Genomic DNA, 21256 nt, shown 5'->3' with positions numbered 1-21256 from the left:
GTCGGGTCGCTCAGTCCTCGCCGCTCCGGGCGCGTGCGCCCGACCGGGTCCGCGCCGCCGTCTGGGCGCGCTGGGGGTGCCGGCGCACGTATTCGTGCTCCAGCTCGTTCATCCGCTGCGTGTGGGTGACCAGCGCCTCGTCCGACCCGTACAGCAGGGTCTCGTGGCGGGTCCGGTGAATGGCCTCCAGCTCCTTGAGCAGTCTGCCTTCCTCCAGCTTGCCCGCCGCCGGACCGCCGTCATGCTCCTCCATGGCCCGTGCACCTCCTTGCCTCCATCATCCCCTCCGGTGCCGTTTTCGGCCCGGCCGCCACCGCTTCCGCCGCGCGTCGAGCCACGGCCCCGGCGACTACCCTTGCGCCATGACGATGCGCAAGGCCGTCGACGTGAGCGTTGACGCGATGATCGAGGACCTCCGGACACTCGTGGAAATCGAGTCCCCCTCACGCGATCTCGACGCCTTGAGCGCCTCCGCCAAAACGGTCGCCGCCGTCATCGAGGGCCGCCTCGGCGGGCAGGCCGTCCTCATCGAGGGCGAGGCCGGACCCCACGTCCACTGGTCGGGCGGCGGCGAACCCCAGGTGCTGATCCTCGGCCACCACGACACGGTCTTCCCGCTCGGCACCCTCGAACGCCGCCCGTTCGCCGTCGAGGACGGACATGCGACCGGCCCCGGGGTCTTCGACATGCTCGGCGGCCTGGTGCAGGCCGTCCACGGGCTGGCGGCGCTCGACGACCTGTCGGGGGTCGAGATCCTGGTGACCTGCGACGAGGAGGTCGGCTCCCGCTCCTCCCGGGCCCTCATCGAGGAACGCGCCCTCGCCTGCGGGGCCGTGCTCGTGCTCGAAGGCGCCGCCGAGGGCGGAGCCCTGAAGACCGGCCGCAAGGGGTGCGGCACGTTCCAGGTCTCCATCGCGGGCCGGGCCTCGCACGCGGGACTGGAGCCCGAGGCCGGGGTGAACGCCCTGATCGAGGCGGCCCACCAGGTGCTGGACATCGCCGCGCTCGGGCGGCCCGAGGTCGGCACGACCGTGACGCCGACCGTCGCGTCCGCGGGAACCCTGGACAACGTCGTCCCGGCCGGGGCGACCGTCGTCGTCGACGTCCGGGTCGAGTCGGCCGAAGAGAAGGAGCGCATCGAATCCGCGTTCACGGCGCTCGCACCGCACCTTCCCGAGGCGCAGATCTCGGTCCACGGGTCCATCGGGCGCCCCCCGATGCCGCAGACGGCGTCGGCCGGCCTCTTCGCGGTGGCCCAGCGACTGCTCCCCGGCCTCGAAGGACGCTCGGTCGGCGGCGGGAGCGACGGCAACTTCACGGCCGCGCTGGGGGTCGCGACCCTCGACGGCCTGGGCGCCGTCGGCGGCGGTGCCCACGCCGACCACGAGTACGTGGTGATCGGGGCCATGGCCGAGCGGGCGAACCTCGTGGCCGGGCTCGTGCACGCCCTGCACCACGCGCCGGCGGACGGGAACGCGTAGCCCCTGCCCTCCGACTGCGGCCGCAGCCGGAGAGGGATGGCGGCCGGCCAGCGAGTAGACACTGTCTACTCGACCTGGTAGACACGGGCCCATGGAACAGGACAGCCCCTTGCGGGAGCGGCTCATCGACGTCGGCGTCGAACTCGTGCTGACCGAAGGCACCGCCGCCCTCGGCCTGCGCGAGATCGCCCGCCGGGCCGGGGTCTCCCACGGCGCGCCCCGCCGCTACTTCCCCACCCACCACGCCCTGCTCTCGGCGATCGCCCGGCGCGGATTCGCGGACCTCGGAGGCCGGTTCGCAGCCGCCACCGCGTCGCACGCCTCGCCGCGCGAGCAGGTGCGGGCGCTCGGCTGCGCGTACGTCGGCTACGCGCTGGAACACCGCGGGATGTTCGAGCTGATGTTCCGTCACGACCTGCTCGACAGCGAAGGAAGCGAAGGAAGCGAAGGAAGCGAGGGACCCGCCGACACCGGACAACAGCCGCCGAAGCTGCGCGAGTCGACGATCCCGCTCTTCCGCGTGCTCGTCGGGCTCGTCTCGCGCTGCCGGACCACCGGAGACGCCGAGGTCACCGCCGCCGCACTGTGGGCCAATCTGCACGGCGTGGCTCAACTGTGGGCCTGGGGCAGCCTGCCCCTCGTCCTCGGATCCGGTCACCCGGCCGGCGTCGAACGGCTCGTCGACGCCGCCCTCGACGCGCACCTCGCGCCGGTCCCGGCATGAGCGGCCACCGACAGCGGATCGCGCTGCTCGTCAGCGTCGGCGGAGCGATGCTCGTCGCCCTCGACGGCACCGTCCTGAGCGTGGCGCAGCCCAGCCTGCGCCGTGACCTCGGGGCGAGCGTGGCCCAGGTCCAGTGGACCAGTACCGCCTATCTCCTCGCAGTGGCCGCGTTCCTCGTCCTCGCCGGCCGCCTCGGTGACCGGTACGGGCATGCGCGGCTCCTCCTCGTCGGCGTGCTCGGCTTCGCGGCGGCCTCCGCCGGGATCGCGCTCGCGCCCGGGGTGGCCTGGGTCATCGCCCTCCGTGCCGCCCAGGGCGTGTTCGGGGCGCTGCTGCAACCGGCGACCCTCGCGTTGCTGCGGCTCGCCTACCCGCCCGAACGGCTGTCCTCCCCGGTGGCCGTGCGCACCAGTGCGATCGGCGTGGCCGCCGCGGCCGGTCCGCTGTTGGGGGGCGTGCTCGTCGCGCAGTCGGGCTGGCGTTCCGTGTTCGTGCTGAACGTGCCGATCGCCCTCGTGATCGGTGCGCTCGCCCTCGCCGTACGGGTGCCCGAGCCGCCCCGGACCGGACCGGAAGGGCCGCCCGCCCCGGCCGGAGCGGCGCTGCTGGCCGCGGCCCTCGCCGTACTGGTGCACGCGCTGGCCGGCGTGCCCGCGCACGGCTGGACCGCTGCGCCGACGCTGCTCGGGCTCGGCGTGGCCGCCGCCCTCGCGCTGGCCCTCGTACGGCACGAACGCCGGGCCGCGCATCCCCTCGTACCGGAGGCCGTTGCGAGGTCCCGGCCGGTGGCGGCCTCGATCGCACTGCTGCTGGCCGTCTCCGGCGGCATGTTCGGGGCGCTGTTCACGGCGACCTTCCTGCTCCAAGACGTACGGGGGCTCGACCCGCTCGCCACCGGCCTGCTGGTGCTCCCGCTGACCGGCTGCATGGTCGCCGGTGCCCCGCTGGCCGGGAAGGCGCTGCGCCGGTACGGGCCGCGCCGGACCGCGCTCACCGGTACGGGCCTGGTCGTGCTCGGGGTCGGCGGACTGGGCGCGGCGTGGTCCGGGCCGGGGGTCATGGCGGCGTTCGCGGTGCTCGGCGCCGGGTTCGCCGCTGTCATGGTGACCGCGACCGCATCCGTGGTCGGGGACGCCCCGGCCGGTTACGCCGGGGTCGTCGGCGGGCTCAAGCAGACGGCGATGAACGTCGGTCCGACCTTCGGCATCGCCGTGGCCGCGGGCGGCGCCGCCGGCACGGGGGCCTCGCCCGCGGCGCTGTTCGTGCTGGCCGCGCTGGCCGCCGTGGGACTGCTGCCGGCGTCACTGCTGCCGCGCGGCGCGCGCCGTGCAGCTGCGGGCGACGTCGTCAGCGAAGACCCGGGCCAGCGGGGACAGGGCCGTCCAGCGGCGCACGGCCCAGCCGACGGCGAGCGGGGGCAGGGCCGGGACCGGGACGAGGCGCAGCGGGCCGTCTGATCCGGGGACCCGCCAGCCGGGCAGGGCGGGCACGACGGCGTGGCCGAGGCCGAGTTCGGCCAGCAGCAGGGCGGTGTCCCAGTCGGCGACGCTGGTGTCCGACCGAATCCGGATGCCGGATTCCGCGAGGGCGGTGTCGAGATGGGCGCGGGACGCGGAGTTCTCCGGGAGCCGGATGTGGCGGATGTCGGCGAGGTCGGCCGGTGCGAGGTGGGGCCGGGTGGCGAGGGGGTCGTCGGCGCAGACCGCGAGGACCCAGGGCAGCTCCATCACCGGGCGCTGCTCGATGCCGCGCACGGGCCTGCCGATGGTGATCCAGGCGAGGTCCAGGTCGTCGGCGGCGAGCGCGTCGAAGCAGCTGCGGCTGGAGTTCTCGGTCTGGAACTCCAGGCTGACCTGCGGGTGGCGGCGCCGGAAGTCCACGACGGCCTCGGACATGAAGTGCCGTACGGTCGTCGCGCCCGTGGTGATGCGCACCGAACCGGTGTCCCCGCGCACGAGGTCGTCGAGGCGGCGCAGGGCGCCGTCGAGGCCGGCGATCCCGTCGGCGGCGGCCGCTTGGAGGATGCGGCCCGCCCCGGTGGGGACGACCCCGCGGGCGTGCCGCTCCAGCAGCTCGGTTCCGGTCTGTTTTTCGAGGCGGCGGACGTGCTGGCTGACGGCCGACTGGGTGCAGCCGAGGTCGCGGGCCACTGCGCTGAGACTGCCGGCCCGGCAGACGGCCACGAACACGCGGAGGTCGTCGAGAGTCATGAGATCCAAGCTACCGCTTGGGTCTTGATAGGGAATCAGAGGATTGACTTGGGTATACGGGTGGACAACGATCGGTGCAGGGCCCCGGGCGGCAACCCGTCCCCGTCTGCGCCACGGTCCGGACCCGGCGCGGGCGGGGACGGGTGTCGACCCACGCCCGTCCTGCACGTGCGTGAGGAAGGACCATGCCGATGCCGGTACCGACACGCGCCGAGGACCGGGAGGCGCGCGCCCTCGCGCTGCTGCGCGAGCTCGGCGCCGACCGGCTCGACCACCCCGGCGGAACCCTGCTCGCGCATCTGGAACGCGTCCGCGCGCAGCTCGGGGCGTGGGGAGCGCGGCCCGAGCTGTGCCTCGCGGGCCTGTGCCACGCGTCCTACGGTACGGACGGTTTCGCCACCGCCCTGATGCCGGTCGGCCGGCGGGCCGAGCTGGCGGCGGTGATCGGGGCGGAGGCCGAGGAGATCGTCTACCTCTATGCCGGATGCGACCGCTCGGCCTCCTATCCGGTGCTCGCCGCCGATGACGGGACGGAGCCGTCGACCGTGGCGTTCCGCGACCGGTTCACCGGTCGTTTCCACTCCCCCGAACGGCAGTCGCGGCGGGACTTCGCCGAGCTGTCCGCCGCGAACGAACTGGACCTCGCCCGGATCGACCCGGCGTTCCGCGCAGCCCACGGGCCCGACCTCCTCGCCCTGTTCACCCGGCTGCGGGGTCTGCTGAGCGAGCCGGCCCGGCGGGATTGCCGGGCCGTGCTCGGCGGCGCCGCGTCCTGATCGCGACCGGCGTCAGGGCGTGAAGGTCCAGCGTTGCGCCGCGCTGCCGTCGCAGGCGGCGCGGGTGAGCCCGGTGCCGTTCACCGTGCCCGCGCCGACCGGGGCCAGGCACTGCCCGAGCGTGCGCAGGCTGCCGTCCGGCCCCGGCCGCCAGATCTGGCCGGCGGCTGCGCCGCACGTCTGGACGGTGATCCGGGAGGCGCTCGTGCCGTCGAGGCAGACCCCGCCCAGGCCGGTGACCCGGCCATCGGCCCCGAGGGTCCAGCGCTGGTTGGGGCCGCCGTGGCAGGTGTACAGGGTGGGTTCGGTGCCCGGCGCGGTGGCGCTGTGCGGCAGGTCGGCGCAGCGGGCGGAGGCCGCTCCCACGAGGGTGGCGTCGGCCGGGAGCGGGGCCGCGCGCCCCGTGAGGCTGATCTCGGCGGCGCTGGTCCACGGGCCGCGGCCGCCGGCTTCGGTCAGGGACCTCAGGCGCAGGTAGCGGCCCGTCTTCGTGGACAGGGAGACGGACTTGGCGGCCGCGGTGTCGTCGAAGGCGCCGGTCGCCACCGGTGTGCCCCAGTCGGTGGTGGTGTCGGAGACGTACACCTCGTAGTTTCCGATCCGGCCGTTGACCCCGCCGTCCTGACGGGGCAGGTACCCCAGGGCGTCGACCGCGTAGCGGGCCCCGAGGTCGATGCTGATCTCGTGGGGCAGTGCTGCTGGCGTGCCCGAGGACCAGGCGGTGTGCCAGATCGTGCCCGGGTTTCCGTCGAAGGCGTTCGCGGCCGCGCCGTTCTCCGCGGCGGTCTCCTGGCTGTCTGTGGAGACCAGGGACCACGCCGACTGCGGAACGGGGGCGGAGGTGACCGGGATCGGGTCGGCCGCCGGGACGGAGGTGCCCGTGACGGTGATGGCGAACGCTCCGGACTTCGTACCGGACTTGACCCACAGGACGCCGCCGCGGTCGGCGGGGTCGAAGTACCAGCCGGACGCGGCCGCGTCGTAGGCGGCCTTGGACGTCTGGCGGGCCAGGGCGGCGCCGTCCGCCGTCACCGCTCCCGGGGCGGAGGCCACGTGGAGGGTGAACTCGTAGCCGCGTGCGGCCGGCTTGCCGGAGTAGCTGCCCGTGGGGGCCCCGACGGAGACGGTGACCGTGCCGGAGCCGGCGGTGGGGGCCGTGACGTCCACCTGCTGGCGGGCGTACGCGCCGGACTGGTAGGCGCGGGTGAGCCCGTCGTCCTCGTACAGGCTGAAGGAGGAGTTGCCGCGCGGGTGGACGTCATAGGTGAGGGTGGAGACGGGCTTCTCGCCGGAGTAGTTCATCTGCGGCCACATCGGCACGATCGCCCCGCCTTTGACGAACAGGGGCAGGGTGTCGAGAGGCGCCTGGTAGTTGTTCAGCCAGCCCGGGCCCGCGTACGTCTTCCCGCTCCAGTAGTCCGTCCAGGTCCCGGCGGGCAGGTAGATGCCGTCACGGACCGAGGTGTCGGAGACGACGGGCGCGACGAGGAAGGAATCACCGGCCATGAACTGGCCGCTGGTGAGGTTGCCGCGAGCCACCGGGTCGTCAGGGTACTCCAGGACCAGCGCGCGCGTGCTCGGCACACCGCTCTCGTGTGCGGTGCGACTCATGGTGTACAGGTACGGCATCAGCCGCATCTTGAGCTGGAGGTACTTGCGGTTGATGGAGAGGTACGGCTCGGCGAAGCGCCAGGGCTGCTTGTCCTGGTAGCCGGCGGACGGGTTGGTCGCGCCCCAGCCCGACATGGTCATGAAGGCGGGCGTGAAGGCCTTCCACTGGAGGTCGCGGGTGTACGTCTTGGGGCTGCCGCCGAAGATCCCGTCGACGTCGCCGGAGGCGTAGTTGAGCGCGGACAGGCCCGCGCCGGCGATGGCGGGGACGTGCCAGCGCATGTCGTCCCAGGTGCCGTTGGTGTCGCCGGTCCACACGACCGCGTTGCGCTGGGTGCCGGCCCAGCCGTCGACGGTCCAGACGTAGCGGCGGGCGTCGGAGTTCTTCTCGATGCCGTCGACGGCCTGCTGGACGCCGGTGAACGCGGTCTTGTAGCCTCCGCCGATCCAGGCCACGTCGGTCTTCACGCCGCGGGTGCCGGCGACGCCGACCTCGTCCGCGATGGAGCCGAGGCCGGTGGACGTCCACAGTCCGGTCTGGAAGCCCTTGGCCTGCAAGGCCTCGACCGTCGATTTCAGGGGCGCGGTGTAGCCGCAGCCGTAGCCGTCGTTGGGCAGGAACCAGCCCGAGGGCATGTCGGCGGCGCGGGCGTCCGTGGCGTAGCCGACCACGTCGGGGGTGGTCTGGTGGCGCAGTCGGTCGTGGTCGCCCTGGTACGCCGGGTTGGAGGCGTTGAAACAGTCGGCGTTGCCGAGTTCCATGCCCCACATCGGCGCCATGAACGGCTTCCCGCTCACATCGGTGTAGGCGTCGAGCACGGATTTCAGCGAGTCGCCGGTGAAGTACCAGGCGTCGAAGCGCTTCTCGTCGTGGGTGAGCGTGGTGGGCGCGTTGAAACCGTACGAGCCGGGGGCCCAGGTGTTGCGCATGACGCCGTAGCCGTTGGTGGACATGTAGAAGGGGGCCGGGCTGGCGTTGTTGTTCTCGCGCCACTTGTTGTCGACGGCCACCGGGACGGTCTTGCCCCGCAGCGCCCATTCACCGAGGCGCAGGCCAGTGCCGTAGAACTGCTCGTCGGCACCGCGGGCCAGGTACTGGGTGGTCCGGGTGCCGGTCCAGGAGGTGGGTTGGGTCTCCTGCCAAACGAGGGTGGAATTGTCGGCGCGGTAGACGGAGAACTTCAGGGGGGCCTTGTTGACGCGGATGTTCAGGGCTCCGGTGGTGATCCGGTAGTAGGCGCCCGCGTCGGTGAATGCGGTGTCGACGGAGCCGAAGTCGGTGGTCGGGGCCAGGTCGGAGCCCGCCGGGTCGTTGGTGAAGGAGCCGTCGGGCGAGAGCCAGAGCCGGAAGATGTCGGTGCGGGCGACGACCACGCGGGCCTTGGCGCCGCCGGTGGTGCTGACGGTGAAGGTGTTCCCGGACCGGGTGAGGCCGGTGGCGTTGCCTGCCGTGGCGGGTGCCGGAGCAGCGGCGGCCGGTGGGGCCATCGGGCCGGCAGCGGCCAGACCCGCGACGGCGAGGGCGCCGGCGAGCAGGGCGGCCAGGCAGGCGCGCTGCCGCTTCGGCTTCTTGCGGATGCGGCTGGGGACGCGGATGAGTCTCATGGGGCAGCTCCTCGTGCGGTCCGGAATGCGGACACACCGCTTTGGCATGCGCCTGGCAAGATAGCGGCCCATGGAGATCACTTGAAGGATTCTGCTCGAACCAGTCTGCAATCAAGCATCTTTGAGCATCTTTCAGGTCACCCCGTCAGCCACTCGGGGAGGGCCGGATTCAGGGCCAGGCCCGCCGAACCGCTTCCCACCAGGTCAGGTTCGGTACGGGAGTCATCGCGGCTGGTCATCCGCGCGAGCTCCGTGTCCGGCTGTGGTAGGAGCGTGCGGCGATGAACAGGCCGATTCCCCAGACCAGGAACTGCGGGATCCCGTAGACGACGATCCACCGGCTGAAGATGCTGGGGGCGTTCCACTGATCGACGGTCAGGACCGCGGCCCAGACGGTGTACAGGAGCAGTAAGGCCGCGACCGTGAAGGCCGTGGTGGCCAGTGTCCGTGGCGGGACCCTGCGTCCCGCCACGAGCGGCACCCACCTCGGGAACACCAGCCCCCACGGCCGGACCAGGCTCAGGGCCAGGACACCGGCCATCACGGCCAGCCCGCACAGCACGAACAGGTAGGGTCCGCCATCGACGGCGTACCAGTCGCGGAACTTGCTCTCGTCCACCCACAGCGCAATGCCGAGCGCCCACACCGCGTGCAACGGGACGAAGCCCACCGTCGCGGAGAACGCGGAGGCGTATGCGGCCCTGACGACCCGCCGTGACGGCGGCGGAACGTCGGCTACTGCGGGTTCGGGGTGGAGAACGGCGGCCTCGGACATGAACGGACCCTCCCGGAACGGTCAACGGACGACTGGCTCACGTCGCACTGTTCCACAGGCCTGCCGACCAGCACGTCCGCACTCGGGGCGACGACCACTCGTGCCCGGGGGTGACTTCGGCTTCGGCTTCCTCCCCCGCGCAGGGGAGGCGGGGCTCCGGCCGGCGGGCGTTGTCAGACCCCTGGATGAGTATCGGGGCATGACGATCACCACCACCGCTCCTGCCGGCTCCGCCCTCACCACCCGCGACGAGTACGCCGATGCGATCGGTACGGCCATCAGGGCCTCCGCCGCCTACTACGGCTCCGGTGATTCGCTGCTCGACGACGCCTCGTTCGACCTCCTGGTCTCCCTGGTCCAGGCCTACGAGGAACGGTACCCGGAGCACACCGACCCGGCCTCGCCGACCGGCAAGGTGGCCGGGGGCGCAGTGCCGGCCGGGGAGGTGGCCCACACGGCGGCGATGCTCTCGCTGGCGAACGCGTTCGACCCGCAGGACCTGCGCGACTGGGAGGCGTCGGTGGTGCGCCGGCTGGGAGCGCCGGTCGCGGGCGGTTACGTGGTCGAGCCGAAGCTCGACGGGGCCTCGCTGGCGGCCCGGTACGAGGGCGGCCGGCTGGTCCGCCTCGTCACCCGGGGCAACGGGACGAGCGGTGAGGACGTGTCCCATGCGATCGGGACCATCGTCGGGCTGCCGGAGCGGCTGGCGTCGGACGTCTCCTTCGAGGTGCGCGGCGAAGTCCTGTTGGCCACCGCCCAGTTCGAGCGGGCCAACGAGATCCGCGCGGCACACGGCGCCGGGGCGTTTTCCAATGCGCGCAACGGCGCGGCCGGCACGCTGCGGGCCAAGGGCCGCCCGTACACGGTGGAGATGACGTTCTGGGCGTTCGGCGCGGTCGAGCTCGACGGCGCGGTGCTGCCGGACACCTCGCACGCGCAGGTGATGGCCTTCGTCGCCGCGGCCGGCGTCCAGACGGCCGCGGCGACCCCGGCGGGGCTGACGGTGGTGGCCACGGTCGCCGAGGTACAGGAGCAGGTCGACCGGATCGCGGCCCTGCGGGCCCGGCTGCCGTTCGGGATCGACGGGGTCGTCGTCAAGCTGGACCGCCTGGCCGAGCAGGCCGCGGCCGGGACGGGCTCGCGCCACCCGCACTGGGCGACCGCGTACAAGCTGGCGGTTCTCCCGCTTGTTTGAGGCGTAGAGGGTCTGCCAGTTGAGCGTGGAAAGTGCCTGTTCAGATAGGCAACGGATCTCCGCTCTCATGCAACAGGACTGTTGCTCTGCTAGAAGGACGTTTTGATCTGGAAACCCACTTGGTAACTGGCGCGATGTCAGCGGCTTGGGGCGGATCGCGTGGGCGTGTGAGGAGCCGTCTGTGAAGTGTGATGTGTGTGGACGAGCGATGTGGCGGTGGCCGGTGCCCCCGACCGCGTGGGAAGAAGAGATCTGGTCCTGCTCCTGGTGTCATGCCGCCACGCATGTGGGCGGCGAGTGGTTCGAGATCTCGCGACCGCCGTACTTGCCCTTGGCGACACGCTGGGAGAGGGCCGTCGCGGATGGCCTTCCTGCCGGTGCCGCGCACGCTTATGGCATCTTCGACAGGACGCTGTGCGGAATCCAGGAAGCCGGCATGTCGCCGTCCGATTACCCGTGGCTGCCGGAGCGAGAGAACGCCTGTGGCGCCTGCCGGGAAGCAGCGGGTGTCATCGACGACCGCTGGCCGCAAGCAATGAGAGGCGAGGACGCGCGGGTCAGCGTGGCCCGGCGGCAATGAGTCCTTAGAGGGTCTGGATGCGATTCCTCAGGGCAGCCGGCGAGGTCGGCGGGGCATGACTCGGACCTTGGCCGCGTCCTCCTTCCCTTCGGTGATCGACTGATTTTCCAGCGTCAGCAAGTTGATTGCGGCCGCGTAGATCTGGAGTCGTTCTTCGAGGAATCGCGCATGAGCCTGCAGGTCGGCGTGCTTCCTCTTGAGTTCCTGGTGGGCGCCCTCTTCTCGGACGTGCTTGGCCCGCTTGACTTCATCGGAGGCTGCTCGCGCTTTGAAGACTTCTTGTAGGTCTTGGTGCTGATGAGTCAGGTGCCAGCGCTTGACGTCGGCTTCGATGGCCAGCTGGGAAATGTTGAGACGCCCGGTCGATCGCGTTGGTTTGCCCGCGAAGAGCCGGTTCATGGCGGCGATGATCGCGTGCCGAGTCGGGTCGGTCTCGTCGCCGAGGGGGATGGCCGTCATGTGCCTCCCGCTCCTTCCTCGTGGGCCTGGATGATGGATTTCAGCCGCTCAAGTTCGTGGCGCTCGCGCTGGTGGCGGTAGGGCGGGGCGAGTGGATCCGCGACGATCTCGGAGAGCTTGGCGGTCTGCTGTCTGACGTAGTCGAGGTCCCGGTCGGTCCGAGCGAGGTTGAGGCACTTGGGCCTGCAGTCGTCCTGGTCCGGGGTGACCAGCGGGTCCTCGGCGTCCCCTCGTAGCTGGCAGGCGGCGGTAGCAGGGTTGAGCACGCAGGTCATGCCCAGCCCGTGATAGATCTGCAGCAGCGGGTTGCCCAGGAGGTCGACTGCCTGCCGCTCCCGTGTGAGAACTCGGCCGGCGAACTCGCGGTTCCCCGCCGCGATGCGGTAGCGGTAAGTATCCGCCGCTGGGCCGCTGACGTGCTCACCCGAAGCGAGAGCTTCCTCGTCCTCGGCAAGACACTCCAGCCGGTAGAGCCAGTCCTCGAAGGCGTACTCATCCGGGAAACCGGACTCGTAACTGCCCGCATACCCTTCGAGCATCCGGGTGTGGGCGTGACCGTACTGAACCGAGGCGGCGATCAGCCCGCGAGGTCGCCGCCGGATGAACCACGCCAGCGTCCGCCGGAATCGGCTCACCTTGAGCGGGCCTCGCCCGTCGTTGGGGATCAGATCGGTGCGACCCAGCCGTGTGCATTCCTGGTTGACCCACTCGACGAAGTCGTTGAGGTCTTCCGCGATGGACGTATCCGATCGTGCTTCTCCCAGACGCTTCTCCCCCGCCCAGCGCCGGTGGAAGGGCTCCAGTCGGGTCGGGAAGAGGAGCGGGCTGGGGTGAAGCTGTTCCAGGACTTTGACTGCTCGCGCGACGATCTCGATGACGACCCACGGATCCGGCCGCGCCTTTCCCTCGGGGATCTTGTTCCCGTCGGCGTCCTCGGCTCCCTTGAAGTAGAGACCCCGCATCAGCCACAACCCTGTGTCGGCGTCTTGGGCGACGCAGCCGCGCCGTAGGTTGAGGACCTCGCCGACGCGAGCACCCGACAGGTAGGCCACGATCGTGAAGCAGGCAGTGCTCAGCAGCCGTGCGAGTGCAGGGGCCTCCTCGTAGGCGATGTTCCGCCGCCAGGGGCCTCCGTCTCTCAGTCCCATGAACCGGGTGCCCAGCAGGGTCTGTTCGCCGATCGGCAGTCCTGATTCGGTGATCAGGCGGCCGGTCCCGGTGTTCCTGATCGAGTCCCCGCAGTCCAGCGCCACCGCGATGTGGGTCCAGCGGATGACCAGCTCGCCGTTCGCCAGGCGGCGCCCGGGCAGTGATCCGCCCTGCTGACGCAGTTGATCGAGGTAGGCGCGGACTTTCGGTTGCAGATCTCCGGGGCGGTGTCGGACCGGGTTCGTGGTTCCGCTGCGGCGGCGTCCCTCGGGTGTCCGCAGGTGGAGTGTGGCGTGCTCGTCACGGGCGGCGAGAATGTCGTCGGATAAGTCCTCGAGAAAGCGGATCGCCCAGATCAGCAGCATCTGCATGGTGGGTTCCGCGATGCGCCGGGTGCGGTTCGCGCGTTGTCCTTTCGCCTGCGGGCCCAGGATCTCAGTGGTGTCCTCGCCTGCCCAGGGCGGTGCCTGCGGCAGTCTCATCGCGGGCGGAAGGATGTCCCGGTGACCCCAGAGGCGGCGGATCTCCGTGAGGGTGCGCGAAGTTCCCGTGAGCGGGTCGTCCTCGTCCAAGATCGCGTCGACAAACGAGTCCAAGAGTTCATTGGTGACCTGGCAGAACCCGGTGATGCCCTGTTTCACGAGCCACTCGATGATGAACTGCAGCTCGTTGACGAACGCGATGTGGACGGTGGTGACCGCCACCCTCACTCGTCGCGCGCCCCGCGGAGCCCATAGCTTCCCGTGGTTCAGCAGCTGCCAGACGTAGTGCTTTGTCTGTAGCCGCAATGCTTCGGGAATCAGCTCGAAGTTCAACGAGGTGGCCCGGTAGTGGTCCTCGAAGATGGCCTGGTTAAGGTCCCACCGGTCGTCACGGAAGCGGGAGAGCTTCGTCGGGTCGGTGTCCGGTCGCAGGTCGCGGTGGAGCAGGACCACCGTATCCGGTTGCGGCCACTGGGTGCCTGCGGGGATTTCTCCCCATTCAAGGTCGTAGGCGGGTGTTGTCATCGGAGGTCGAGCTCCCGGTTCAGGAATCGTTCGACCAGTGCGTGGTCGGCTTCGGTGGCATCGCGGCGGGCATCGAGTACGGCCGTCTCGTCGTGCTGGTCCAACAGGTCGCCGAGCTGGGCGTGGGGGCCTGCGAAGCGCTTGGCCCAGCGTGGTGCGTCGATGTGCTCCCGGCGTTCACCCAGCCTGTCATGGACCAGGACTTGGACCGGTAGATGCCGAGGCAGGGCCCTGGCGCACTCGCAGCCCAGGCAGAGCATGAAGGAGGCAGGACAGGCTTCGCCCTCAGGTGCGTGCGGGCCGTTCCGGTTGTCGCTGCAGCCGGCCAGAACGGTGTCGAGCTCACCTGCGATCAACCGCTTGAGGATCTCCGGCTTGAGGCCCAACTCGGCGGCAACCTGCTCAGGATCGGTACTGGCCCGGGCGACCTGCTCCGCCGACAAGCTGGCCACCTTTCCCCGGCTTCGGGCCTTGTCCACCTCGTTCGCCAGGGTCTTGGCCACGACCTTGCGGTATTCCTCAACGTTGCCCCGGTTCCGGGCCAGGTAGGCGGTCGCCGCGGTCTTCTCGGTGTGCGCGACCGGCCGCTGGTAGAGCTCGATGTGCGTCAGCCGGAGGAGATCAAGTCTCAGGGCCAGCGGGACTGGTCGGCCGTTCTTATCGGGCTTGTCCTCCACAAGGCCCCACGCTTCGCCCTTCCGCTTGATCGTCTCGGTGTTCTCCATAGCCCGCAGGCCGTGGCCAGTACCTCTCCCGCCTGACGTGGCATGGCCGACCAGCAGCCGGTTTCCGCCGACCAGCGCCCGGGACCGAGCCGTCAGCTCGTGCAACAGGACGTAGAGACCGAAGGCCGTATGGAGCTCGTCGCGGGCCGAGAGGTCCTCAGGTTGCTCCGGAACACTGATCCAGTCCGGGACTTCACTCAGAGCGAGCGTCATATGGGCCCGGCCGCCCCGCCTCGGCTTGACCAGATCCAAGATTGCTGTGCCGGTCGCTCCGGTGTAGCCGTCAGCGCGGTGGTGCACTGCGGGAACCTTGAAGATCACCTGCGGGTTCTCGCCGGTCATCGCGGCCAGCAGGACCGCGCCGGCCCCGGCCTCGTCCAGCGTCAGGTGAAGCCAGGAGACGATCTCCCGGACGGGGGCGACTCGCCGAACCCAAGCCGCGGGAAACAGCTTCCCCTTGGTCGCCCCGTTGGGCCGCGCCTCCCGCGGGATGGTGCCGTGGCGGTCCACGAATTCCAGCAGCCGAACACGGACGGCATCCTGATTCGCATCCGCCTCGCCTCGCCGGGCCCGGGCCAGGAGCTCGCGGTTGCCGCGGATCCGCCGGGCCGCCGCTCGAAGATCAGCCCGGGCAGCAGCTGTGATCCGCTGAAACTCGGCTCTGCTGTAGCTCTCCTTCGTCTCCATGGTCACCCGGCCTGGCAGCTGAGACGCCAGACGGCCGGCAAGGGCATCCGATACACCCTCGGCCTGCAGAAGCAGCAGCTTCAGAGCGCCGAGGTCGCCCGCCGCACCTGAGGTCGTGGTCTTGCGAAACTCGAAGAACCCATCGAATTGTTCGGCAGTCAGGTGCGATACCGCCCGCGGCGGCCAGGGCAGCGTCGCCAGGTAGCGGTCGAACTGCCGGATCACCTGGTAGATGCCGAGAGTCGAAAGCAGTGAGGTCAAGCCTTCGCCGGGGGCGGTCCGCTTCGCGAACGCACCAATCAGCTCCTCCCTCAGCACAGGGTCCATAGTCAGCGGAGCGAAGTCGTAGTCTTCAAACGCTGTGCCGTCCCCATTGAAGCAGCGCACCAATAGCCCCGTACCCAAACGACCGCGCTGCGTCGTCGAGGGCCTGGAGGGCAGTGAGGCCCGCCGGCCGGTCACCGCGTCACCGCCAGGGGGTCCGTGCGAACCTGTGGATGACTGGCGAATGCCTCGGCCATGAACGCAGAGACCGGGAACCCGTCCGCGTGTGCCAAGAGGATCTCAACGTCCAGAGTCCTGAACGGCTCCAGATACACCTTCTTGGTGGTCTCCACGTTCCGGTGGCCGAGCATTGTCTGCACCAGATGCCAGGTGTTGCCGAATTCCTCGCGGAAGTCCTCACGCTCTTCTCGGGTGAGATGGCCAAGCTGTGCCCCGCGCACGAGCTTGCCGATCGAGAACCACTTGAGTGCGAAGGAATGGCGGAGCATGTGGGCAGTGCAGCTGAAGCCCTCCAGGCCCAGGCTTTCGATCCGGTCGTTCGCGACCTGGAAGGTGTGCTCCCAGCCGCGCCAGTCCCGGGGAAGGCCGTCCTCGTTCAACCACAGCGCGACGGGCTCCAGCCCTTGTTCAGTACGCCGGAACAGCAGCAGCCTGGTCTCCTTGCCGATGTCGTTCCACAGCCACTTCTCCCCCCTTTCTCCAGCGTCCTGCAGGGTGACTGCGTCAGCTCCGTGTGTCTCCAACACCAACCGCATGCCCTGGACGCGCTCGTATCGGCCCGCCCGCTGAGCCCGCCGCACCGCAGCAGCCCGCGATCCCTCGACGTAGGAGAACACCCCCTTCATCACGCTCTGCGGGATCCAGTACGGATGTCCGTACCCACCCTTGGCGCACTCATCAGACAAATGACAGGTGTAGAAACGCCGGCGCCTGCCGATGGATGGCAGCTCGGGCAGTGCGACACTCGCCCATTCCGCCACGCGCAAGCCGTTCCCGTAGAGCCCGTCACAGAAGGCCCTGTCGCGTTGCTCGTTGCGGCCGCGCCACCAGGGATCAAGACGCCCGGCCAAGTCCATGCCCCGGATCCCCAGGTCAAGCCATCGGGTGTAGCCGGCTGGGTCGAGCCACTTCACGTTCGCACGACGGACGATTCGCGGTGCATCGAAGTCCACGAATGGGTCGCTCACGCCGTACTTCTTGCCGACCCACCGGTAGAACTTCTTGAGCCCGGCAAGGTCACGTGAGAACGAGTTCGTCTCGATGCGGTCGCTGTTCGCAGGATCCGTGACACGCCAGAAGAAGAACTCCTCCGCGTGATCATCGGTCGCCTCCCACCACTCCACACCCATGACGAGGAGGAAGTTCAGCCATACGGCCAGCGAGTAGGTGTAGTCCTTCTCGGACTCCGACCCGAGATTGCGCCACTTCGCGGATCCAAGGCAGGCATTGACCCTCAGGTCAGGGCACCCAGTCGGTCCCAGCAAGAACCTCTGCCCCTGCCGGACTCCGCGCGCTCGAGACCACGACCCCAGATCCGAGTCGATCCCGGCAAGCTTCCCGTCCAACTCCCCCAGCGCCCGCCTCACATCGAACCGGTGAACCTGCCAGCACCGCGCATCAATCTCACCCTCGGTCACACAGACTTCAACGAAGCTCGGCAACAACAGTCACTCGCCATAGAATGGCGGCCGTGGAGCGGCGCACCCGGCTCCTCGACGTGACCTGGGCGGTGGGCCGTACGGGGGTGCTGGCGCCGACCGCCGTGCTGGAACCGGTGGAGATCGACGGCTCGGTGGTGCGGCACGCCACGCTGCACAATCCCGCCGACATCGAGCGCCGCGGCCTGCAGCTCGGCGACACCGTGACCGTGTACAAGGCGGGCGACATCATCCCGCGGGTCGAGGCACCGGTGGTGGAGCTGCGGACCGGCGCGGAGCGGCCCATCGAGCCGCCGGCGGTCTGCCCGGGCTGCCAGGGGGAGATAGACCGCAGCCAGGAGCGGTGGCGGTGTGCGCAGCCGGCCGACTGCGGGCGGATCGCCTCGATCCTGTACGCCGCCGGGCGCGACCAGCTGGACATCGACGGCCTCGGCGAGACGTACGTACGGGCACTGGTCGAGGCGGGCCGGGTCAGGGACGTGGCCGACCTGTTCGGGCTGGACCACGCGGCGCTCGCGCAGGCCGCGGGCAGCGAGAAGCGGGCCGTCAAGCTGCTGGAGCAGATCGAGGCCGCGAAGGCCAGGCCGCTGGCCCGGGTGTTCTGCGCGCTGGGGGTCATCGGCACCGGGCGGGGCATGTCCCGGCGCATCGCCCGCCACTTCGGGACGATGGACGCGATCCGGGCTGCCGACGCCGCCGCCATGACGGAGGTCGAGCTGGTCGGGGACACCAAGGCGGCCGGGATCGTGGCCCGGGTCGCGGTGCTCGGGCCGGTCATCGACAAGCTGGCCGCGGCCGGGGTCAACCTCACGGAGCCTCAGGTGGAGCGTCCGGGCGGCGGCTCGGGCCCGGGCGCGGAGGGTCCGCTCGCCGGTCAGAGCGTGGTGGTCACGGGGAAGATGACGGGTGCGCTGGCGGCCTACGACACGCGTGACAAGGTGCGCGAGCTGATCGAGCGGGCGGGCGGGAAGTCCGCGAGCGGCATATCGGGGCGGACGACGCTGCTCGTGGCGGGGGCGAAGGCGGGCAGCAAGGTGGCCAAGGCCGAGGAGGCGGGGATCGAGATCCTCGGTGAGGAGGCGTTCGCGGAGCGGATCGCGGCGTTCCTCACCAGCTGAGCCCGCGGGCCGGTGCCGTCCCCGCGGGAGGCGACGGGGTGTCGGCGAGGATCGACCGCGCCGGCGAGGTGCACGGGGGGGCCGCGGGGGGGGCGAAGACCGGCGTCACCGGCCGGGCCGGCGCCGGCACCAGGAGGTGCGAAACCCTCGGCCCGGGCGGGCGAAGACGCGACGGTCGGCGGAGCGTACTCCTCCACCGACCGTCGGCGCGTTCCCCGCCGTGCGGTGGTCAGGCGGCCTTCGCGATCTCGGGGTGGTCATTCAGCCACCTGCGGACCGCCTGCTGCTCCTTGCCCTTGCCCGCGTCCTGGATCTTCGCCTCCAAGCCGGTCAGCTGGGCCTCGGTCAGCTTGAAAGAGCGCAGCCAGGAGGCCACTTCCGGCTCGTCGGCGGCGAAGCCCTTGCGGGCCAGGGTGTGGATGCCGTCGCCCTTGCCCCAGGCCCCCTTGGGGTCCTGCAGCTTCTTCAGGTCGTACGAGGCGTAGGCCCAGTGCGGCGACCAGAGCACGACCGCCACCGGCTCCTGCTTCTCGTAGGCCCGCTTCAGTTCGGCGAGCATGCCGGGGGTCGATCCGTCGACGACCTGATACTCGCCGTCGAGGCCGTACTCCTTGAGCAGTTTGCCCTTCAGGATCCCCATCGCGCCGGCGCTCGGCTCGATGCCGATGATCCGGCCCTTGAACTCGGCGCCCTTGCCCTTGAGGTCGGCGAGGGAGGTGACGTCCTTCATGTAGGAGGGGACGGACAGCTCGATGGAGGTCGGGCCGTACCAGGACCCGAGGTCGTCCAGCTTGTTCCCGTACTTCTCCCAGTACTGGGCCTGCGTGACCGGCAGCCAGGCGTCGGTCTGGAAGTCGACCTGGCCACCCGCCATCCCGGTGAACAGGGCGCCGAGCTCCAACTGCCGGGCCTCCACCTGGAAGCCCCGGCGCTCCAGGAGCTCCTTCCACAGGTAGGTCGAGGCGATGCCCTCGTCCCAGGGGATGTAGCCGATGCTGATCTTGCGGCCCTTACCGATGCCGCCGGCGCCGGCGGCGGCGGCGGCCGGCTGCCCGGAACCGCCGAAGGTGTTCAGGCCGCCCGCGACGAGGGCGAGGACCACGGCGCCGGTGACGGCGTACGCGGGCTGGGGACGGTGGTTCCACAGCTTGGCGGCTCCGCTCGCGGCGGCCTGCGCCTTGGCGAGGGCGCGCCGGCCGAGCGGGGAGACCTGGCGGCCCAGGGCCCCGGTCATCCGGTCCAGGTACATGGCGAGGATGACGATGGAGATGCCCGCCTCGAAGCCGAGGCCGATGTCGACGTTGCCGATGGCCCGGTACACGGCGCCGCCGAGCCCGCCGCCACCGACCATGCCGGCGATGACGACCATGGAAAGGCCGAGCATGATGACCTGGTTGATGCCCGCCATGATCGTCGGCAGGGCCAGCGGCAGCTGCACGCGCACGAGGGTGTCGCGCGGGGTGGTCCCGAAGGCGTCGGCGGCCTCGACGAGTTCCGCGTCGACCTGGCGGATGCCGAGCTCGGTCATCCGTACGCCGGGCGGCAGCGAGAAGATGATCGTCGCGATGATGCCCGGCACGACGCCCACGCCGAAGAAGATGATTCCGGGGATCAGGTAGACCATGGCCGGCATGGTCTGCATGAAGTCGAGGACGGGCCGCAGGACGGCGCTGACCCGGTCGGACCGGGAGGCCCAGATGCCGAGCGGGACCGCGAACACGACTGTGACGAGGGTCGCGACCAGGACCAGGGAGAGCGTGGACATCGCGTCGCCCCACAGGCCGACCGAGTCGACGAGCGCGAAGCCGGCGAAGGCGAGGAGCGCGGCGAGCAGTCCGCGCAGCCACCAGGCGGCGACGGCGAGGACACCGGCGAACAGCAGCGGGGCGGGCGCGTCCAGCACGGCGTGGATGCCGTCGTACAGGCCGGTGACGAGCGCGCTGACGGCGTCGAACAGCCAGGACAGGTGGCGCTGGAGGAAGTCGACGCCGCTGTCGACCCAGGCGCCGAGGTGCAGGCGGGGCATCAGGCGGCCACCTCCGCGCAGCGCACCGGGGCGCGCTGTTCGTCGCCGATGAAGGCGACGAGGCGGTCCTGCGCCACGGAGCCCACGACGGTCCCGGCGTCGTCGGTGACGGCGACGGGGTGCGGGACGCGGGCGCTGACGGCGCACAGGTCGGCGAGCGGGGTGTCGGCGGTGACGCTCGGGCAGCCGCAGGCGCAGCTCCCGGCGACGGGGTCGGTCATCACGGCGTCGGCCGTGAGCACGCGCGAGCGGTCGACGTCCTGGATGAAGGAGGCGACGTAGTCGTCGGCGGGCCGGGTCAGGATGTCCTCGGCGGTGCCCTGCTGGACGATGCGCCCGTCGCGCATGACGGCGATGCCGTCGCCGAGGCGCATGGCCTCGTTGAGGTCGTGCGTGATGAACACGATGGTCTTCTTGAGCCGCTGCTGGAGCTCCAGCAGCTGGTCCTGCATGTCGCGGCGGATCAGCGGGTCCAGTGCGCTGAAGGACTCGTCCATCAGGAGCAGGTCGGCGTCGGTGGCCAGGGCGCGGGCGAGGCCGACGCGCTGCTGCATGCCGCCGGACAGCTCGTCGGGCCAGGACGCCTCCCAGCCGGCGAGCCCGCACAGCTCCAGCGCCTCGGCGGCGCGGCGCTCGCGCTCGGCGCGGGAGACCCCCTGGACTTCCAGCCCGTAGGCCGCGTTCTCCAGCACGCTGCGGTGCGGGAACAGCGCGAAGTGCTGGAAGACCATGCTGATCTTCGTGGAGCGGACGTGGCGCAGCTCACGCCGGGAGAGTGAGGTGAGGTCCTGTCCGTCGAAGAGGATGCGCCCCTCGGTGGGGTCGAGCAGTCCGTTCAGCATGCGCAGCAGCGTGGACTTGCCGGATCCCGACAGACCCATGACGACGAAGATCTCGCCGGGTTCGACACGGAATGAGGCGTCGATCACAGCGGCCGTCGTCCCGTTGGCGCGCAGCTCGTCGCGGTCGGCGCCGTTTCGTAGCGCACGGACCGCGGCGGCACCGTCGGCGGGTCGTCTTCCGAACACCTTGTAGACGTGTTCGGCCTGGAGCGTGGACACATACACCTCGCGGGTCGTACCTGGGACGGCCTGCGCCCGGCCGGTCGGGCCGGGCGTGGCCGTGGAGCGGTGCGGGATCCGCCCGCGCCCTCGCGGTCGTGTGACGACCGGCGGAAGGGTCCGC

General features: G+C 70.6%; 15 protein-coding genes and 1 pseudogene. 6 read left to right on the top strand and 10 right to left on the bottom strand.

Features of this window, described 5'->3' with window-relative positions:
- Positions 1-10 precede the first annotated feature (10 nt).
- On the bottom strand, positions 11-253 hold the full coding sequence (locus OHA65_RS34935) for a DUF6158 family protein (RefSeq protein ID WP_327280129.1): 243 nt from the start codon (positions 251-253) through the stop codon (positions 11-13).
- Between the two features lie 109 nt (positions 254-362).
- Here OHA65_RS34935 and OHA65_RS34930 point away from each other — a divergent pair, with 109 nt between their 5' ends.
- From OHA65_RS34930 to OHA65_RS34920, 3 genes and pseudogenes are all read left to right on the top strand, one after another.
- Positions 363-1481 (top strand): M20 family metallopeptidase, encoded by a 1119-nt coding sequence (locus OHA65_RS34930; protein ID WP_327280128.1) that lies wholly within the window; start codon positions 363-365, stop codon positions 1479-1481.
- Between the two features lie 91 nt (positions 1482-1572).
- Positions 1573-2205 carry a TetR/AcrR family transcriptional regulator gene (locus OHA65_RS34925; protein WP_328764656.1) on the top strand — a complete coding sequence of 211 codons (633 nt, stop codon included), beginning with the start codon at positions 1573-1575 and terminating at the stop codon, positions 2203-2205.
- Positions 2202-3524 (top strand): annotated as a pseudogene (locus OHA65_RS34920) (MFS transporter); the annotation flags it as partial. The gene OHA65_RS34925 and the pseudogene OHA65_RS34920, both read left to right, overlap by 4 nt.
- On the opposite strand, the gene OHA65_RS34915 reads toward OHA65_RS34920, so the two are convergent.
- Positions 3507-4415: a LysR family transcriptional regulator gene (locus OHA65_RS34915; RefSeq protein WP_327280126.1), complete on the bottom strand. Its 909-nt coding sequence runs from the start codon at positions 4413-4415 to the stop codon at positions 3507-3509. The pseudogene OHA65_RS34920 and the gene OHA65_RS34915 sit on opposite strands and share 18 nt — an antisense overlap.
- Positions 4416-4600: 185 nt before the next feature.
- Between OHA65_RS34915 and OHA65_RS34910 the strand changes: the two genes are divergently transcribed.
- Complete coding sequence (locus OHA65_RS34910) at positions 4601-5191, top strand: DUF6817 domain-containing protein (RefSeq protein ID WP_327280125.1); 591 nt, start codon at positions 4601-4603, stop codon at positions 5189-5191.
- A gap of 12 nt (positions 5192-5203) precedes the next feature.
- On the opposite strand, the gene OHA65_RS34905 is transcribed toward OHA65_RS34910, so the two are convergent.
- Positions 5204-8407, bottom strand: coding sequence for a TIM-barrel domain-containing protein (locus tag OHA65_RS34905; protein ID WP_327280124.1), 3204 nt, complete (start codon positions 8405-8407; stop codon positions 5204-5206).
- A gap of 235 nt (positions 8408-8642) precedes the next feature.
- Positions 8643-9182, bottom strand: a complete 540-nt coding sequence (locus OHA65_RS34900; RefSeq protein WP_327280123.1) for a hypothetical protein — start codon at positions 9180-9182, stop codon at positions 8643-8645.
- Between the two features lie 199 nt (positions 9183-9381).
- On the opposite strand from OHA65_RS34900, the gene OHA65_RS34895 reads away from it, so the two are divergent.
- Positions 9382-10377: a hypothetical protein gene (locus OHA65_RS34895; RefSeq protein WP_405763226.1), complete on the top strand. Its 996-nt coding sequence runs from the start codon at positions 9382-9384 to the stop codon at positions 10375-10377.
- 607 nt (positions 10378-10984) lie between these two features.
- Here OHA65_RS34895 and OHA65_RS34890 read toward each other — a convergent pair.
- From OHA65_RS34890 to OHA65_RS34875, 4 genes are all read right to left on the bottom strand, one after another.
- Positions 10985-11416, bottom strand: coding sequence for a hypothetical protein (locus tag OHA65_RS34890; RefSeq protein ID WP_405545724.1), 432 nt, complete (start codon positions 11414-11416; stop codon positions 10985-10987).
- Positions 11413-13572: a hypothetical protein gene (locus OHA65_RS34885; RefSeq protein ID WP_405545723.1), complete on the bottom strand. Its 2160-nt coding sequence runs from the start codon at positions 13570-13572 to the stop codon at positions 11413-11415. Before OHA65_RS34885 ends, OHA65_RS34890 begins: the two co-directional genes overlap by 4 nt.
- Entirely contained in the window at positions 13569-15302 is a 1734-nt protein-coding gene (locus OHA65_RS34880; protein ID WP_405545721.1) for a hypothetical protein, read from the bottom strand. The genes OHA65_RS34885 and OHA65_RS34880 overlap by 4 nt, the downstream gene beginning before the upstream one ends.
- A gap of 140 nt (positions 15303-15442) precedes the next feature.
- On the bottom strand, positions 15443-16906 hold the full coding sequence (locus OHA65_RS34875) for a hypothetical protein (RefSeq protein ID WP_405545720.1): 1464 nt from the start codon (positions 16904-16906) through the stop codon (positions 15443-15445).
- Between the two features lie 53 nt (positions 16907-16959).
- Between OHA65_RS34875 and OHA65_RS34870 the strand changes: the two genes are divergently transcribed.
- Positions 16960-18045, top strand: coding sequence for a helix-hairpin-helix domain-containing protein (locus OHA65_RS34870; RefSeq protein ID WP_405763222.1), 1086 nt, complete (start codon positions 16960-16962; stop codon positions 18043-18045).
- A 229-nt stretch (positions 18046-18274) separates the two neighbouring features.
- Here the strand turns inward: OHA65_RS34870 and OHA65_RS34865 are convergent, their stop codons facing one another.
- Both OHA65_RS34865 and OHA65_RS34860 read right to left on the bottom strand, forming a co-directional pair.
- Positions 18275-20071, bottom strand: coding sequence for an ABC transporter permease/substrate binding protein (locus OHA65_RS34865; RefSeq protein ID WP_405763220.1), 1797 nt, complete (start codon positions 20069-20071; stop codon positions 18275-18277).
- Positions 20071-21132, bottom strand: a complete 1062-nt coding sequence (locus OHA65_RS34860; protein WP_327280120.1) for a betaine/proline/choline family ABC transporter ATP-binding protein — start codon at positions 21130-21132, stop codon at positions 20071-20073. The genes OHA65_RS34865 and OHA65_RS34860 overlap by 1 nt, the downstream gene beginning before the upstream one ends.
- Positions 21133-21256: the final 124 nt, after the last annotated feature.

Source organism: Streptomyces sp. NBC_00045, from assembly GCF_045041095.1.
Lineage (GTDB): Bacteria > Actinomycetota > Actinomycetes > Streptomycetales > Streptomycetaceae > Streptomyces.
Note: the sequence above shows the minus strand (reverse complement) of the source record. Positions and strands in the feature narration are given on the sequence as shown.